Genomic DNA, 15,992 nt, shown 5'->3' with positions numbered 1-15,992 from the left:
GGGTCTGTTTATTTTGGTATAAGATAAGCAATATGAGGAATCGTTTAAGCTTGGCTGAACGGTTTAATGTATATAAGGACAAACTGTTTAATTAAATTAGATAAATGGAAGTTCAGGAGGAGAAGGAGCATGCGAGAGGTTGATTGCATAATTGTAGGTGGAGGGCTCGCAGGGCTTCAGGCAGCCATTCAGCTTGGACGTTATTCAGCTCATCAGGTGTTGGTAATCGACGCGGGAGAAGGCAGATCGACGTTATGCCGGACTTATCATAATATCCTCGGTTTCCCCGATGGGGTATCCGGTGAAGAGCTTAGAGAACGAGGCAGGATGCAGGCAGAGCGGACCGGAGTATCTTTTGAGAAAGACCGTATCATTAAAGCGGAACGTAAGGGAGAACATATTCAATTATTCGGTACTTCCGGATCTGAATATAGGAGCAAAACCGTGTTATTGGCAACGGGGCTCACGGATAGAGTTCCGGACATTCCGGGACTAACCCCTACGCTGGGCCGAACGGTGTATGTCTGCCCTGATTGCGATGGTTATGAGATTCAGGATCAACGTACGGTACTATTGGGATCTGGCGAACCAGGTGCCAATATGGCGATGATTTTAATTCAGCGTACGAATGATCTGTTATATATCAATCATGAGCAGGCTCCCATATCTGCAGAGCTGCATCGGAGCATGAAAGAGGCGGGAGTTCGTTATCTGGAAGCGGCTGTTCAGGAAGTACAACAGATTGAGGATGGCCATATCACCGGTGTTCTGACCGAAGATGGACAGATTTTTGAGTCGGAGCGTGGATTTATCGCATTTGGAGGCAACCGGGTACACTATGAACTGGCGGAGCAGCTTGGAGCTGTAATCGCAGATAATAAACATGTGGAAGCCGATCCGCGCAGCTTGCAGGCAGCGAATAATGTATGGATAGCCGGGGATCTGGGCCTGCACGCAGAACAAGCAACCGTTGCGATGGGTGAAGGTTCCATTGCCGCGATCTGGATTCATAAGGCGTTACAGCAGATGACCAAGGATTCACATTGAATTTCACATCCAGATACGAGGTTGATTATTCAATTATTCATTACCAAAAAGTCCTCCCAAGCCAGACATGTGGCAGGAGGACTTTTTGAGCTATCTTTTGCTAGGAGAAAAGGATTATGCTTGTTTGTCTGATGAATCCGTTGACTTGGAAGAAGACGTCTTGTCCTTTGAGTCATGGGAGAAATCTTTGCGAATGTTGTCCACGATATCACCAACCACGCCTTCGATCATATCGGTTGGTCCGGGATTGTTTTTGTCTGGATGGATAACGGTATTCACTCCTGGTTCAAGTTCATCGTTTGTCTTCTCATGTTTGGTTTTATCACGCATGGGAAATCCCTCCTGGTTCGATATTGTATAAGGTGTTCATTAACATATCCAAACACCGTTACGTATATGTAAACGATTAACCGCTGTAGTTCTTTTGAAACGTGTACTTGCTCATATATAGAAGATATATACAGAATTGAACGTACTGATTAAACTTCAGCAATACGTTTATATTATAGATAACCAATGAGTATTAAGTTTAAAGCTTGAACCAATAAACAACTATTATGCAGGAGGTTATTCAAATGAATGAAGAAAATCATGTAATCCATAAAGATGGTCAAGTTTCAACTGACAAGGTGGACAATGCAATTGAGAAGATTGCGCCGGAAGAAAGAGAACAGATTCTACAGAACTTTGATGCGTTCAAAGAATACCTGGGTAAGCGAATTGCCATGGGAGAATCGATTGGACTAAGTGAGGAGCAGATGGCCAAAATTGCCGAGAAAGTAGCGGATTATCTGGCAGCTCGGGAGGAACCCCGTAATCGTGAAGAAAAACTGCTTCAGGAGCTGTGGAATGTCGGCAAGGAAGATGAACGCCACATGTTGGCTCATATGCTCGTTCGTTTGGCGCAAAGCTCCACACCCAATCATTAAGATTAGTAAGTTAATAACCTCTGAATGGCGATGCCTTCAGGGGTTATTGCTGTTTGACGGAGACTACAGACAGGAGTGATGACGCACATTGTAACTATTTTTAATCTGGCTGATACTTTTATAATCCCTGTTCGAAGTATGATAGGAAAAGAAAGAACGTTGGAATCGATAGTTCACATGAGCGTTTGAGAAGCAAGACTTCCGGTTAAGGAATAGTAACGTTCATATTAAGGAGAGATGTTACCTATGAAGAACGCGACAAAACAATGGAAACTAGGAATGATCGGTGCAGTTGTTGCTTTACTTGGCATGATTGTGCTGACTACATATTTACTTACCCCTGCGAATGCTCAAGGTAGTACGGACGCTCAACAACCTTCTGCGAAAGAAGCTCAAGTTGCAAACTCCGAGATGTTTACAGCCTATGTTGAAGGTATGCATATAGAAGACGGAAAATTGTTTATGACAGTGGACAAGATTGGCTGGTATCAGGGTGAAGAAGCCGATGCGATTTTTGCACAGCGTAATCCGGAAGCTGGTATAGACGGTGCTCCAGATGGTTACTACATTGTCAATGACAGCAAAGAGCAGGAGCAGGTTGAGGTTAGTGCCAATGCTGAAGTATTGATGCAGTTGTACGATCGGGATGGTACGATGCAGGGCGCAGACATTCAGTGGAATGAACCTGTGACATTATCCAAGTTCGAATCGTTGTATGAGAATACCCGTATTCTTGATCTGTCCGTATTCCCATATCATCTGACGGTGCAGGACGGAAAAGTTACTAAAATTGTGCAACAATACATTCCATAAAATAAGATGAAATTCATCATCAAGCATTCCTCCTGTTCATTGGAACGGTGAGGGATGCTTTTTGGTTATGACAAATTCATGAAAGCGATTGTAATTAATGGTAGGTACATGTATCATTATTGGAATGGCGTTTTTACATAGTTCAGGAGGAGCCTCATGCTTAAAGACATGATTGCATTAACTAAGCCCGGACTTCTAAGGTTAAATGTGTTTGCGGTGGCGGTAGGATTCTGGGTAGCTTCAAAATGGGATATCAACTGGTTATCTCTGCTCATGGTCGTGATTGGATCAACTTTGGTTATTGCTTCAGCTTGTGTTATCAACAATTATTGGGATCGTGAATTGGACCAAAAGATGGAGCGCACCAAAAAAAGGATGGATTATATTAACCATCTGAAGCCAGGGTTTGTACTTGGCTATGGCATTATCCTTGGTGTTGTGGGACTAGCAGTACTATTTTTCCTGGTGAATCCGTTATCAGGGTGGATGGCGCTGCTTGGGTGGTTCGCTTACATCGTGATTTACACGATGTGGTTGAAACGCAGTTCAACGTGGAGCACGTCGCTGGGTGGTATTGCGGGAGCGATGCCGCCTGTCATCGGTTATGCGTCTGTAACCAATGAGATTGATGCAGGTGCCTGGTTGCTTTTTGCTCTATTATTCTTGTGGCAACCACCACACTTCTGGTCATTGGGCATTCGCCGGGTAGAGGAGTATCGTGCTGCGGGCTTCCCGTTGTTGCCAGTGGTTAAAGGGGTGAAACGCACCAAGTTTCAGATGATTCCTTATGTTTTTCTGCTGCTTCCTGCCGTATTCCTGTTGTATTATTACAACTACGTAGGTCTGGTATTTCTGATTGTATCTTTGGTCGGTGGACTGATCTGGTTCGTGCATACACTTAGCGGACTGAAGACACAGGATGATGAGAAGTGGGCAAAAGTAAACTTTCTGATCTCGGTTAATTATCTCATGCTCGTATTTATTGTCATGGTAGCGAATACGGTATGGTCATAATTAGACGATGAACAGATCGTTTTGAGAGAGATTTTAGCTTAAGCTATATAAATTGAACTAAACATTTACACAAAACGGAGAGGACAGAAAGAAGCTGAAGAAGCGAAAGCGTTCGCCTAAAAGCTTTCTGAAAGAAAGCTGCATCGAAAGCATACGCTTATCCCCGGATTTTCACCTTTGTTAAAATGATTCGAAAAATCCGGGGATAACAGCGATCGGAAGGTTGTTCTGTCATCGAAGTGTCCAGTGGAAATATGCTTTAGTCCATTTTTTATAACAAGCTGCATCGAATGAAAAAGCACACTATGGAATAGCGTTTGGACAACCTTGAGTTGTTACAACATATTCTCTAGAGTGCTTTTTTGGTATAATAAAACAATTGAATTATATATGTGGAAATTATAATGCAAGATGGGAAGTGACAGCATGAGTAATTTGGAACAGGCCGTGCGATGGAGACAAGAAGGCAAGGTGCAGGAAGCGATTGAACTTTTGCAAGAGATTACAGTCCAAGAACCCGAGAATGCCAATGTCTGGTATCAGCTGGCTTGGGCACATGATTCGCTTGGATTGGAGCGGGAAGCTGTTCCGCATTATGAGAAGGCACTAAGTCTTGGTCTTTCTGATGAGGACAGAGCAGGGGCGATACTCGGGTTGGGCAGCACATATCGAACGCTTGGACAGTATGAGCAGGCAAAGGTTTGGTTTGAAAAAGGGATGAAAGAATTCCCGGCGTACCGGGAATTTGAAGTTTTCTATGCCATGGTGCTCTATAATCTGGGTGAACATGCAGAAGCGATGCAACGACTGCTCGTGCAACTTGCGGACACATCAAGTGACAAGAGAATCAATGACTATAACAGAGCAATCCGTTACTACGCAGATCAGCTCGATCGGGTGTGGGAATAGATCGAATACACAGAAAAGGGAGAGATGGATGAATGAACTCCAATCAAGATCTGAAACAGGTAAATGAAAGGTTGGATCAAATTGAGCAGAAGCTGGATAGCCTGGGACATAACCAGCAGAACAAACGCTCACCTGGCATGCGCTTCCTAATTGGTTTTGGCATCACGATTGCTGTTATATTTGTACTGTTGCTGACCCTCGCAGTTATCCAATTTGTGAGTAACGGATAGGAGAAATCGATCTTAACGACAGAGGAAGTGAGTTCTCCAAATTTACAGAGCCGAGCCAAGCGACTGTTGCACCTCTTCAATGAAACGCCGCGTAGCGGGCGATAGATTGCCCAAAGATGGGCAGGCCATGCCAATCGTACGATAAGGATTTCCAGAGAGTGGTACGAGCGCGAGTGAATCGGTATGATTTTGAAGAACCATTTCCGGAAGCAGGCTGATGCCGAGGCCATTACGGACCATCGCCATAATGGCTTGATCTTCGGCTACTTCATAGACGACATTAAGCTTGGCCGCATGCTGCCGGATCAGTCGTTCAATCTCGTTATCTCCACCCCACTTGGGCAGAATAAAGGGTTGTTCCAGTAAAACATCAAACGAAACAGACTCCTCTGAGGCGAGAGGATGATCCAGAGGCAGGATGCACATCATCCTGTCTTTTTGTAATGGGATCGTCTCAAAAGGTGAAGAATCGCCGAGAGACAGAAATCCGAGATCGATGGCGCCTCCAGCCAACCAGCCCTCAATCTCAGCATAATCGCCCTCCCACAGCTTAATCTCAATTCCGGGATGACGCAGGCGAAATTGTTTCAGGATGCCCGGCAACCATTGTGTGGAGACACTTGCGAAGGTACCAATACGCACCGTACCAATCTCCGCGCCGCGAATGAGGGAGATTTCCTGGTTCATCAGTTCCGTCCAGCGCAGAATCTCACGTGTGTATCCCAGAATGCGTTCCCCTTCAGCGGTAACCCGCACACCCGAGCGGCTACGATGGAGCAGGGAAAAACCACATTCTGTCTCCAAACTGGCGATGGCATGGCTGACTGCGGATTGGGTGATGTTCAACGCTTCTGCCGCTTTGGTGAGACTGCCATATTCCACAACGGTATTCAATATTTCGTATTTGATCAGTGACATGAATGGTTCCGTTCCTTCCCATTTTTGATGCATGAATTTATTTCATATAATCCATTATAAATATTCATTTTTATAATGCAAAGAGATCGTTTATACTTGCCAAGGCGAGTTAGTTTGACGCACGATCACACAGCTCAGAATACATAGAATGAAGGTTGAAGCAAGATGAATGGTGTACAGGTTAATCAAGGTCAGGCAACAAGAAGAGCGGACATACAGATGCTGCTCGCAACGGTTATATGGGGATCTTCCTATCTGTTTATGAAATCGGGCCTGGAGTCCATGCAAGAATTGAATCTGGTCGCATTTCGTTTTGGAATTGCCTTTATTGCGGCAGGACTTCTTTTTCATCGGCGGTTGTTTAACATGGATCGCAGAACACTTGTGGCAGGCGCTATTATGGGGACAGCTTTATTCGCTGCATTTGTATTTATCACCTATGGTGTGCAACGAACCACGACATCCCAAGCGGGATTCTTGATAAGTTTGGCCGTTATTTTTGTACCGATCCTGACGACGATCCAGCATCGTCGTATGCCGGATAAACGATTGACACTCAGCATCCTGGTTGCAGTTACCGGTCTTGGCTTGCTGACGCTTCAGCATCAGCTTAGTCTGCACACGGGAGATATTCTCTGCATACTAGCAGCACTTGTGTATGCCATCTATATAATGATTGCAGGCAAGTTCACACCGAAGCATGATCCACTAACATTGGGAACAGTTCAATTGGGTGTTGCAGCGATGTGGGGAATTGCAGCTACATTTATGCTGGAAACGCCACGTATGCCCGATACGGCTGAATCCTGGGCAGCCATTCTTGGCTTAGGTGTTTTGTGTAGCGGCTTGGGGTATATTCTGCAGACACTCGCGCAGCGTCATGCCTCTCCCACAAGAACAAGTCTGATTTTTTCACTCGAACCACTGTTTGCAGCAGCCTTTGCATTTACCTTTCAAGGGGAATCGCTAACGTTGCAAGGGTATGCGGGAGCAGCTTTGATGTTGGTTGGTGTTCTGATCACAGAGATCAAACTTCCACAGCCTATCTTCTGGCGCAGAAAACGCCCGGTTTTACAGTCGGAACTTGGCGATCAGGGAGCACCAGGCATATAATTTGGGGATAAAAGGTCCTTCGTCATCTTCTATGGAAGGTGGGGAGAGGGCCTTTTTTGGTTATGTCGTACACCTTGTGAAATAGATAAACAACTACCTAACAAAAACAGAATAACATAACCTTGTTTTGTTGAATTTTGTTTTTTATGCTACACTGAATGGAAAATTAGGAAAAACGGGTGAGTAGGATGGCCAAAAGAGTAACGATGCAGCAAATTGCGGATGCTGCGGGGGTGTCCAAATTCGCAGTCTCCCGTGCGCTGACAGGCAAGCCTGGTGTGAGTGAGCATACACGCGAGATGATTGTCAGAACAGCGGGGCAGCTTGGGTATTTCAGAACTGAGCCTAAGCGTTATCCGGGGGAGACACTGATATCAACGGAGATGAAGCCAGAAGCGGAGCGACAAGGCACGATATTGATTTTGTTTCCTAACGTTCGTTCTCAGAATCGATCTTCCTTATACTGGGGGCCAGTATTTGATGGCATTTCTGAGAGGTTGAATGAGAAGGGAATGGATATTTTAACGCTGACAGAACCCTCTTCAGATCGGATGTTCTCGGTCCTTAATCCCGAAGCGATCAGCGGAGTCATAACCGTGGGCACCATCTCGACATCGGTATTGCTGGAGATTTACAGACTGCGTATTCCGCTTGTCATGGTGGATCATGAAGACCCTGCCATATACGCAGACTCGGTTTTTACGGACAATATGAAATGTATGAAAGAACTGGTTCTCATGCTCGTTGGTAAAGGGTATAGAAGGTTCCAGTTTGCCGGACAACTGCCCGATGCAGCAAGTTTTAGAGAACGCTGGCTTGGATATCGTATGCTGCTGGAAGAGAAACAGTTGGAGGGGGAACAGCAAGACGGCTTGCTGGGACCAGAGTATGATCAGATCCGGAGATCCATTGCTGAAATGGAGCTGGAGGATATCCCTGAAGTTATCGTGTGTGCAAATGACCATACAGCTGTCATTGTCATTCAGGCACTCCAAAGTCGAGGCATTCAGGTGCCCGAACGTTGTGCCGTAACCGGATTTGACAATACGCAGACGGATGAACCCATTCTTGCTTCGGTACATATTAACAAAGAGAATCTGGGAACGAGAGCAGTAGACCAGCTATTGTGGCGGATCAAACACGTGGATGAACCTTATGAACGCAAGCTGATCTATTCGGAATTAATTATTCGTGATGAATATAACGCCAGTATACTGTAATGGGATATGAATTTACGGGCTCATTTTAACAATGATGATACGGGTAAATGAAATCAGGTGAAAGACATGGAGAGGTTAGAGCTTCATGTCTTTTTGTTATGCAGAGATTGTTTAACAAATTAAATTACAAAACAGATTGACTATAAGAAGCATATCGTGTTAATTTTGTTTTGTAAGTTATTTGTTTTTATAATAACAAAACCTAACAAAATAATGTTTACCAACTCTAACAACAATGGAGGCTGTCATGAGCACAATACAATCACATGTTTTTCAGAATTGGACGTTCAAGGCTTGCGAAGATCAAGAGTGGATGCCGGCTCAGGTGCCCGGCTGTGTGCATACAGATTTGCTGAAGCTGGGCAAGATTCCAGATCCTTTTTATGGAACAAACGAGAAGGAAGTACAATGGATTGATAAGATAGATTGGGAATATCAGACGGAATTTGACGTTGCCGAAGGGTTGTTCTCCCAAGAACATCTGGAGCTGGTGTTTGATGGTCTGGATACATATGCGGATGTGTATGTGAATGATGTGCATGTGTTATCAGCAGATAATATGTTCCGGATATGGAAGGCAGATGTAAAGTCTGTATTGAAGGGGAACGGCAACATTCTCCGAATACGTTTTCGGTCACCAATTCAGGAAGATCTGCCGAAGCTGGAGAAGCTCGGATATGCATTACCTGCATCGAATGATCAGTCCGATGTTGGTGGACTTGGCGACAAGAGAGTAAGTATTTTTGCACGTAAAGCCCCGTATCACTATGGTTGGGACTGGGGTCCGCGTTTTGTAACCAGTGGGATCTGGCGTGAAGCACGTCTTGAAGGTTGGACACAGGTACGAATCAATGATGTGTATATCCAGCAAAATGAAGTAAGCGCTACCTCAGCTTCATTAACTGCTGTTGTGGAAGTCGAGACATCACAAGCGGTAGATACGACTATTCGTATCGGCGCAGATGGACAGAGATGGGAAAGATCCGTATCGCTACAACCCGGAACTCAGACGGTGGAGATTCCAATCTCTATTGATGAACCGAAACTGTGGTGGAGCCGTGGGCTTGGTGATCCGCATATGTACACCTTCCTTACCGAAGTGCTTCAAGGTGAGCGAGCTGTGGCTGAATCTACAGTGAAGACTGGGCTTCGTTCCATTCGGCTGGTACGTGACAAAGATGAAGCAGGAGCATCCTTTTACTTTGAACTAAATGGTGTTGCGGTCTTTGCCAAAGGGGCCAATCACATTCCAAATGATAGCTTCATCACTGAAATTACTCGTGAACGTTATCGTCATGAGATCGTATCCGCAGCCGAGTCCAATATGAATATGCTGCGTGTGTGGGGTGGCGGAATCTATGAGCAGGATGTGTTCTACGAACTGTGTGATGAATACGGAATCCTGGTATGGCAAGACTTCATGTTTGCATGCAGCATGTATCCAGGAGACGAAGCGTTCCTGAACAGTGTGAGACATGAGGCGATTGATAATGTGAAACGTCTGCGCAACCATCCAAGTATTGCACTCTGGTGTGGGAATAACGAGATTGATTCGGCTTGGGCTCACTATGTTGAGAATGGTGGCTGGGGTTGGAAAAAGGAATTTACTGCCGAGCAGCGTGAAAGCATCTGGGCCGATTACGAAGCCATCTTCCATGATTTGCTGCCAGAAGTCGTTGAAGCGTATGCGCCAGGTGTGGATTACTGGCCTTCCTCACCACTGGTATCACTGACAGGGGATGAGACGCAGCATGCGCACCCATCCACAGCTGAAGGGGATATCCACTACTGGGGCGTGTGGCACAATGTAGAACCATTCGAGAACTACAACGTGCATGTGGGTCGTTTCATGAGTGAATACGGATTCCAGTCTTTCCCGGAGTACAAGTCAGTACGCACTTACGCGGAAGAAGAAGATCTGGCTCTGGAGTCGGAAGTCATGCTGGCTCATCAAAAGAATGGGGCAGGTAATCGTCTGATCAAACAGTACATGGATATGTACATGCATGAATCGAAGGACTTCCCATCGTTCCTTTATATGAGCCAGGTGCTTCAGGCGGAAGCAATGAAGACAGCCATTGAAGCGCACCGTCGCCGCAAACCATTCTGCATGGGCACACTTTACTGGCAAATGAATGACTGCTGGCCAGTGGCTTCATGGGCAGGTATGGACTACCTTGGTCGTTGGAAAGCATTGCAATATTATGCGAAACGCAGCTTCAGCGATGTGTTGGTATCGGTAGATGGAACAAAAGAAGATACAACAGATATATATATCATCTCGGATCAATTACAACCTGTAAAAGGGCAGTTACAGATTCGTTTGCTCGGGTTCGATGGAACGGTGCATCGTGATGAAACACATGACGTGACCTTGGCACCTAATACAGGTGATCGAGTGCTGTCATTACGTAACGCGGAATGGCTTGAAGGTCATGATACAGCTAACACGCTGCTGCGCCTGGATCTGAAACAGGAAGGTGCTGCGAATATCGTACAGGAACACTATTTTGTACCGTCCAAAGACCTTGCTCTGCAGCCTGCAAACATCAATGTAAGCGGAGGAGCGGATGAGAACGGCGTTCATCTGGTACTGGAAAGTGACGTGCTTGCTAAACAGGTATGGCTATCTTCGGATGTGGAGGGTGTCTTCTCAGATAACTTCTTCGACTTGATTCCTGGCATTCCGGTGAAGGTGCAGTTCACTTCCAGAGAGGGATTGCAGTCTAATGATGTGATATCAAATCCGGGACCGATCGAGGTTCGATCCATGATTGATTTTATTCGTTTGACCTAGAAGAAACGGTTGGAGTCTCTCGGAAGAGAGATTCAACCGTTTTTTTATTGAAACCTGACCCCATTTATATATCGTAATGGTTTCGTAATACTTCGCTTAGAGAATCGTAAGCTGTCTTGCTTATTGTAATCCATGTAAGTAATAAACGAATGGAGAGTGATAAGAATGATGAAAACAAATAAGAGCAAAAAAGTGATGGTAGCAGCGGTATTGATGATGTCCATGGCCTTTTCTGGATTGGCAAGTGCTGCAGATATGAAAACGATTAAAAAGGATGGCATGGAACTTGTTCAATTGAGACAGGCGGCGAAAATGTATGATTACAGCATTATGTGGGACAGCAAGGATAGATCTGTAACTTTGATGTATATGGGCAAAATGGACGACAAGATGATGAAAGACGACAACATGATGGAAGATGACATGATGATGAAAGACGACATGAAGATGAAAGACGACATGAAGATGAAAGACGACAAGATGATGAAAGACGACATGATGATGGAAGAAACGATGATGCCTGCGGGAAAAACGATTAAATTGTGGATTGGATCGAAAAAAATCATGGTAGACGGTATGCAAGTTAACTTGAAATCGATGCCTGTCATCCATGAAGGGAATTCGTATGCGGCTGAGTCTTTAATTAAACAGTACATGATGCCAGCCATGGAAATGAAGTAATTTAAGGGCTAAGCATCGCCATCACCATATGATATGATTGGCTCAAATGTATTTTCTGGAATATGGGGTGGGTTCGTTTGAATGAATGTGTACTTGTTGCTGATGATGATACAAATATTACGGACGTTTGTCGCAGGTATCTGGAACGGGAAGGTTATCTTGTCGTGACGGCTAAGGACGGTTTGGAGGCTATTGAGCTGTGGCGCAGCCAAACGCCAAGCTTGATTGTGCTCGACCTGATGATGCCACATAAGAATGGTTGGGAAGTTTGCAACGAGATTCGGCAAACTGAGGATGTGCCCATTGTAATGCTGACGGCCCGGGGGGAGGAGCAGGACCGTCTGATGGGACTGACGATGGGGGCAGATGATTATCTGACCAAACCATTCAGTCCGAGAGAACTTGTTTTACGTGTGAAGGCAATCCTGCGGAGAATGCGAATTGCGCAGGCATCACCTGTTACAACATCTGAATATACGATCAATTATGAAGGGCTTACCATTGATTTTACCAAGCGTGAAGTGCATATCAGCGGGCAGGTAATTGAATTGACCGTTACAGAGTTTGAGATGTTGTATTTGCTGGCAAGTCACCCGGGTCAGGTGTTCTCCCGTAACCAGATGTTAAGCAAGATTTGGGATTTTAGCTATGAGGGAGATACAACAACGGTGACTGTACATGTTCGGAGATTACGAGAGAAGATCGAAGAGAATCCTTCTGATCCAAAATATATTAAAACAGTTTGGGGCATAGGCTACAAGTTTGCGGGTGGTAGTTCATGAAACTTCGCACATACTTGGTGTTGTCCAGTCTCACGGGCATTGGCGTATTATTAATTTGTTTGTTCATCAGTTATTCCAAAATGCTGCTTACGATCGAACAATTGTATTGGTTATCGGCTATAACGGCAGGGGTAGGCTTACTTTCGTTTATTCTTCAATATTTGCTGACTAAGCCATTGGAGAAATCAATTGCGCGAATTACACAGCAGACAATACGAATTGCCGAAGGGGATTTCCATACGGAAGTCCCTCTCATCGGTACGCAGGAATTTAAGCTCCTGGCACAGCAATTTAATGAAATGAGTTCCAAGCTGAAGGAAAGCTTTGATCATCTGCATCACTCAGAAACCGCGAGACGAGAGTTGATCGCCAATGTATCCCATGATTTACGGACTCCCTTGGCATCCATTCAGTCATTCGTAGAAGCGTTGGAGGATGATGTCATTAAGGATAAAGAAACCTTTCAACGTTACCTGAACACGATACGACTTGAGACGAAGCGTTTGGGAGGGCTTATTCAAGATTTGTTTGAATTATCCAGCTTGGAAGCGCAAGGGGAGGTATTTGACCCTCAGCCTTGTCACGTCGATGAGTTGCTGCTCAGTACGTTGGAGAGTTTTTCGTTTCATCTCGCCGAGAAAACGCTGAACGTTGAAATAGATTTGCCCGATAAATTACCAGCCGCGGTCATGATGCCTGCACAAATGAAGCGGGTCCTTTCCAATTTGCTGCAAAATGCCATTCAATACTCTCCTATTGAAGGAAAAATCATTCTGGCTGCCGAAGAAAAGGGGCCGTTTATACGAATTTCAGTTACGGATGAAGGGGAAGGCATTGAAGCGGAGGAAACTTCGCGTATATTTGAACGTTTTTATCGAATTGACAAATCACGCAGCAAGAGTAATGGGGGGGCCGGGCTTGGCCTTGCCATCGCTCAATCAATTGTGGAACTCCATGGTGGCGAGATCGGGGTTCAGAGTACAAAAGGAGAAGGAAGTTGCTTCTGGTTCACGCTTCCGATCTACGTCAGTCGTTAACCTTGGTTAATCAAACGCAGTATTTATTCAGGTGGTGAATGACTTGACCAGTGATTTGGTTTTCCTTTTCGGCGTTTTTGGTGCAGGATTGTTATCGTTTTTTGCGCCATGTATTCTGCCGCTGATCCCGGTATACGTGTCTTATCTATCCGGAAGCATGGTCAACGGTACGAATCAGCAGCAGCCTGACACCCATTCGGTTCGGTTGCGGTCCACACTTGTTTTTCGGACATTTTTATTTGTTCTTGGGCTGTCCCTGGTATTTGTTTTACTCGGTTTTGGTTCCGGCATGGTTGGTAATTTGATCTCAAGTCCTGTGTTTATTGCGATCTGCGGAGCCATCGTGGTGCTTTTTGGGATTTATCAAACCGGGTTGATCCGGCTATCCTGGCTGGAACGGGAGAGGAAGCTGTCAAGCAATCAAGCCAAACGGGGAGGGTATGTCGGAGCGTTCCTGTTGGGTCTAACGTTTAGTTTTGGCTGGACGCCTTGTATCGGGCCTGTGCTGGCGGCCATTCTTGGTATCGCCGCAGGAGAAGGCTCTCCACTGTATGGCGGGTTTCTCATGTTCCTGTATACCCTTGGATTGGCGATTCCTTTCCTGATTCTGTCCGTTTTTTCGGAATATGTTATGAAGCGGATACGTCGTTTATACAAGTACATGGGCGTCATCAAAATAACTTCCGGCTGTATTCTTATTGTCATGGGACTATTGTTAATGACAGACCGACTAAACAGCTTGGTGACCTGGTTTCAATAATCATTGGAGGAATTTGGTATGAAGACGGCACGGAAATGGATGGTATCTGTAATCGTATTCGCTGGAGCCCTGTTGATCTTGAGCGCATGTGGATCACAGCAAACTGAATCAAAACAAACGGGGTCATCATCAGCCCCAGCATCAACATCCGATATGAGTTCGTCAACCATGATGAACAAGGGAGAGACGGCTCCTGAATTTTCATTGCGTGATCTGAAAGGAAACACGGTTGGACTTTCTGATGTTCAAGGCAAGAAAGTGTATGTGAAATACTGGGCTTCCTGGTGTTCCATCTGCCTTGCGGGTTTGGAAGACCTGAACAATCTGGCTGGTCAAAACAATGATTTTCAAGTCATTACGATTGTGACGCCGGACTACAAAGGAGAGAAATCCTCCCAAGCGTTTACCGAATGGTTTGACCAACAGCCATATGATAACATAACTGTTCTTTTGGATGAGAAAGGTGTATGGGCCAAGAAATTTGGCGTAAGAGCATATCCTAGTTCCTTTTATATTGGCTCTGATGGTATTTTAACGAAATCGCAGCCAGGGCATGCATCCAATGAACAGATCATGGAGTCATTACAAGAGATTTTGTGAGAAAGGAGGAAGTGTCATGAAAAGGACGCTGCTGTGCCTGTGCCTCCTTGTTATAGCGATAGTTGTGTCTGCTTGTGGAAACAGGGCTGAGAGCCATTCAGCTTCATCTTCGATATCCACTAAACCTGTCAAGGCTTCGAGTGTCTCTGAGGAAAACCTGAGTAACCTGTACTTGGCAGGAGGCTGCTTCTGGGGTGTGGAGGCATATATGGCTCGTATTCCAGGGGTTCAGGATGTGACTTCCGGTTATGCCAACGGTGAAGGAAAGAATCCAACATATGAGGATGTTATTCGCGGGGACCAGGGGTTTGCGGAGACTGTTCATGTAAAATATGATCCGCAGCAAGTATCTTTGCAGAAATTGCTTGAATCTTATTTTCGAGTTATTGATCCTACCAGCTTGAATAAGCAGGGCAATGATCGTGGAGTTCAGTATCGGACTGGCATATATTATACGTTGCCTGAAGATGCCAAAATCATCGAGCAGGCTGTAGAGGCAGAGCAAGAAAAATATGACCAACCCATTGTAACGGAAGTAATGCCTCTGCAGAATTATTATTTGGCGGAGGAGTACCATCAGGATTATTTGGAAAAAAATCCGAACGGATATTGTCACATTGATATGACTGTTTTGGATGACCTGGAGATTGGAATTGATCCCGCTCAATATCCACGTCCAACAGATGAACAATTAAAGGAACGTTTAACAGACGAACAGTATGCGGTCACGGTAAACAATGATACGGAGCATGCGTTCAGTAACGAATACTGGGATAATGAGGAGCCCGGTCTGTATGTGGATATTGCAACGGGAGAGCCGTTATTCACCAGTCGAGATAAGTATGATTCCGGTTGCGGGTGGCCGAGTTTTACAAAACCGATTGTACCTGAGGTTGTTACCTATACAACGGATACGAGCTTTGGTATGGACCGCACGGAGGTACGAAGCCGGGCAGGTGACATCCACCTCGGGCATGTGTTCGATGATGGTCCCGAAGATCGTGGTGGCAAACGTTACTGCATTAACAGTGCATCGATCCGCTTTATTCCGCTAGACAAGATGGAGGAAGAACGATACGGATATTTACTGTCTTTTGTCGAGTAGAGAAGGGCAACTGACTTTATCAAAACATAATAAGGCC

At 45.3% G+C, this 15,992-nt stretch carries 17 protein-coding genes; 15 read left to right on the top strand and 2 right to left on the bottom strand.

The genetic code is table 11. The features are described from left to right. The first annotated feature begins 129 nt into the window (after positions 1–129). Positions 130–1,047, top strand: a complete 918-nt coding sequence (locus C170_RS09775; protein WP_036609028.1) for an NAD(P)/FAD-dependent oxidoreductase — start codon at positions 130–132, stop codon at positions 1,045–1,047. A gap of 114 nt (positions 1,048–1,161) precedes the next feature. Here the strand turns inward: C170_RS09775 and C170_RS09770 are convergent, their stop codons facing one another. Beyond that, positions 1,162–1,377, bottom strand: a complete 216-nt coding sequence (locus C170_RS09770; RefSeq protein WP_036609026.1) for a hypothetical protein — start codon at positions 1,375–1,377, stop codon at positions 1,162–1,164. 245 nt (positions 1,378–1,622) lie between these two features. Between C170_RS09770 and C170_RS09765 the strand changes: the two genes are divergently transcribed. From C170_RS09765 to C170_RS09745, 5 genes are all read left to right on the top strand, one after another. Next, positions 1,623–1,976, top strand: coding sequence for a DUF3243 domain-containing protein (locus C170_RS09765; RefSeq protein ID WP_036609024.1), 354 nt, complete (start codon positions 1,623–1,625; stop codon positions 1,974–1,976). 246 nt (positions 1,977–2,222) lie between these two features. Beyond that, positions 2,223–2,789, top strand: coding sequence for a hypothetical protein (locus C170_RS09760; protein ID WP_036609022.1), 567 nt, complete (start codon positions 2,223–2,225; stop codon positions 2,787–2,789). Positions 2,790–2,945: 156 nt separating this feature from the next. Beyond that, complete coding sequence (gene cyoE, locus C170_RS09755; RefSeq protein WP_036609021.1) at positions 2,946–3,803, top strand: heme o synthase; 858 nt, start codon at positions 2,946–2,948, stop codon at positions 3,801–3,803. A gap of 426 nt (positions 3,804–4,229) precedes the next feature. Further along, entirely contained in the window at positions 4,230–4,712 is a 483-nt protein-coding gene (locus tag C170_RS09750; RefSeq protein ID WP_036609020.1) for a tetratricopeptide repeat protein, read from the top strand. Between the two features lie 32 nt (positions 4,713–4,744). Continuing rightward, entirely contained in the window at positions 4,745–4,942 is a 198-nt protein-coding gene (locus C170_RS09745; RefSeq protein ID WP_017688956.1) for a hypothetical protein, read from the top strand. A 42-nt stretch (positions 4,943–4,984) separates the two neighbouring features. Here the strand turns inward: C170_RS09745 and C170_RS09740 are convergent, their stop codons facing one another. Then, on the bottom strand, positions 4,985–5,860 hold the full coding sequence (locus C170_RS09740; protein WP_036609397.1) for a LysR family transcriptional regulator: 876 nt from the start codon (positions 5,858–5,860) through the stop codon (positions 4,985–4,987). Positions 5,861–6,025: 165 nt separating this feature from the next. Here C170_RS09740 and C170_RS09735 point away from each other — a divergent pair, with 165 nt between their 5' ends. From C170_RS09735 to msrB, 9 genes are all read left to right on the top strand, one after another. Continuing rightward, positions 6,026–6,973, top strand: a complete 948-nt coding sequence (locus tag C170_RS09735) for a DMT family transporter (protein ID WP_036609019.1) — start codon at positions 6,026–6,028, stop codon at positions 6,971–6,973. Between the two features lie 188 nt (positions 6,974–7,161). After that, the gene (locus C170_RS09730; protein WP_036609018.1) at positions 7,162–8,193 is read left to right on the top strand and encodes a LacI family DNA-binding transcriptional regulator; all 1,032 of its coding nucleotides are present in this window, start codon (positions 7,162–7,164) and stop codon (positions 8,191–8,193) included. A gap of 247 nt (positions 8,194–8,440) precedes the next feature. Further along, on the top strand, positions 8,441–10,990 hold the full coding sequence (locus C170_RS09725; RefSeq protein ID WP_036609017.1) for a beta-mannosidase: 2,550 nt from the start codon (positions 8,441–8,443) through the stop codon (positions 10,988–10,990). Positions 10,991–11,155: 165 nt separating this feature from the next. Next, positions 11,156–11,671 carry a hypothetical protein gene (locus C170_RS09720; protein ID WP_036609016.1) on the top strand — a complete coding sequence of 172 codons (516 nt, stop codon included), beginning with the start codon at positions 11,156–11,158 and terminating at the stop codon, positions 11,669–11,671. 77 nt (positions 11,672–11,748) lie between these two features. Beyond that, on the top strand, positions 11,749–12,453 hold the full coding sequence (locus tag C170_RS09715; protein WP_081745906.1) for a response regulator transcription factor: 705 nt from the start codon (positions 11,749–11,751) through the stop codon (positions 12,451–12,453). Next, the gene (locus C170_RS09710; protein ID WP_017688949.1) at positions 12,450–13,490 is read left to right on the top strand and encodes a sensor histidine kinase; all 1,041 of its coding nucleotides are present in this window, start codon (positions 12,450–12,452) and stop codon (positions 13,488–13,490) included. Before C170_RS09715 ends, C170_RS09710 begins: the two co-directional genes overlap by 4 nt. Positions 13,491–13,524: 34 nt before the next feature. Then, the gene (locus tag C170_RS09705) at positions 13,525–14,250 is read left to right on the top strand and encodes a cytochrome c biogenesis CcdA family protein (RefSeq protein ID WP_442789456.1); all 726 of its coding nucleotides are present in this window, start codon (positions 13,525–13,527) and stop codon (positions 14,248–14,250) included. 18 nt (positions 14,251–14,268) lie between these two features. Further along, positions 14,269–14,850 (top strand): redoxin family protein, encoded by a 582-nt coding sequence (locus C170_RS09700; protein WP_036609013.1) that lies wholly within the window; start codon positions 14,269–14,271, stop codon positions 14,848–14,850. A 16-nt stretch (positions 14,851–14,866) separates the two neighbouring features. Beyond that, positions 14,867–15,955 carry a peptide-methionine (R)-S-oxide reductase MsrB gene (gene msrB, locus C170_RS09695; RefSeq protein WP_081745905.1) on the top strand — a complete coding sequence of 363 codons (1,089 nt, stop codon included), beginning with the start codon at positions 14,867–14,869 and terminating at the stop codon, positions 15,953–15,955. Positions 15,956–15,992: the final 37 nt, after the last annotated feature.

The sequence above is a fragment of the Paenibacillus sp. FSL H7-689 genome, from assembly GCF_000517905.1.
Lineage (GTDB): Bacteria > Bacillota > Bacilli > Paenibacillales > Paenibacillaceae > Paenibacillus > Paenibacillus amylolyticus.
The sequence above is the reverse complement of the archived record's forward strand: the minus strand, read 5'-3'. Positions and strand labels throughout refer to the sequence as shown.